Source organism: Bartonella queenslandensis AUST/NH15 (assembly GCF_000312585.1).
GTDB classification, from domain to species: domain Bacteria; phylum Pseudomonadota; class Alphaproteobacteria; order Rhizobiales; family Rhizobiaceae; genus Bartonella; species Bartonella queenslandensis_A.
The window spans coordinates 1-884 of sequence record NZ_HE998078.1 but is presented as its reverse complement, the minus strand read 5'-3'; the positions used below and the strand labels follow the sequence as shown (position 1 = coordinate 884).

Below are 884 nucleotides of genomic sequence, written 5' to 3'. Positions count from 1 at the left end.
TCTTGTTCAATTGCCCATTTAAAAAGAGAATTAAGTGCTTTCAGAAAATTTTGAGCTGCTGCTGGCATTTCTTTACGGCGTTCAACACCGGCTATAATATGTTTCTTTTCAATTGCTCGGTATGGAATATTTCCTATAGTATCACATACCTTCATAAGAATGAGTTCTCTTTGTTTTTTTGTATCTTTAGCTAGGCTATGCCAATTAACACTATTAAAATATTGTTTAAGCAGCCATGCAAATGACCCTTCAATCAGTTTTCCAGTTTTTGGTTTTGGAGGGATTATGCTTTGTAATTCGGCAAGCGCATTTCTGTAGTTGTCAACAAACTCTTGCGTTCCATAGGTCCCACGTATTCTAATACGTTTTCCATGACCAATACGTACATACCATACGATTTTGCCATGCTGAGTAATTTGTTTAACAAGATGAGGGGGGCGTGGTTTGGGCATAAGAAATTTTACATCTTAGAGAGTGCGGCTTCGTAATATTCATTCTTTGACAAGTCTAAAAGTTTGTCTGGGTGGCTAGCTGAATTTGGTAATGGAATATCTGCTTTAAGATAGATAAGCAGTTCACCGGTAGGTTTGATTTCTATGAGTTCGCATCCTTGTTTTTTAGCTTCTCGTAAAGCACGAGCAATGGCTGGTTGTGTTATGGTAGCTAGACGAGGTGCCATATCTTTTCTCCTTACATTTGAGACGCAACTCACCCGTTTGGTGAGTCACGAATTGATTAAAAATTGTTAGGAAAGGGTGGGGGTGCTAGGAGGCATTGGTAAGGATAAGCACCCCCATAATTTCAAGCGGCTTTTGTTGAGATTCTTTGTATCTCTTGTTCTATTTCTGCTAAAAAAGCTTTGACCGCTTGATTAAGCTCTTCAA

The 884-nt window shown here is 38.7% G+C and carries 1 protein-coding gene and 2 pseudogenes; all 3 read right to left on the bottom strand.

What is annotated here, in order from left to right:
* Positions 1 to 452 (bottom strand): annotated as a pseudogene (locus BN338_RS09435) (tyrosine-type recombinase/integrase); the annotation flags it as partial.
* An 8-nt stretch (positions 453 to 460) separates the two neighbouring features.
* Positions 461 to 679: a hypothetical protein gene (locus BN338_RS09430; RefSeq protein WP_039761550.1), complete on the bottom strand. Its 219-nt coding sequence runs from the start codon at positions 677 to 679 to the stop codon at positions 461 to 463.
* A 122-nt stretch (positions 680 to 801) separates the two neighbouring features.
* Positions 802 to 884 (bottom strand): annotated as a pseudogene (locus tag BN338_RS13615) (lambda exonuclease family protein); the annotation flags it as partial.

Excerpts from the sequence above, each read along its gene's own strand:
- BN338_RS09430 (WP_039761550.1), bottom strand. The coding sequence starts at position 679 with ATGGCACCTCGTCTAGCTACCATAACACAACCAGCCATTGCTCGTGCT.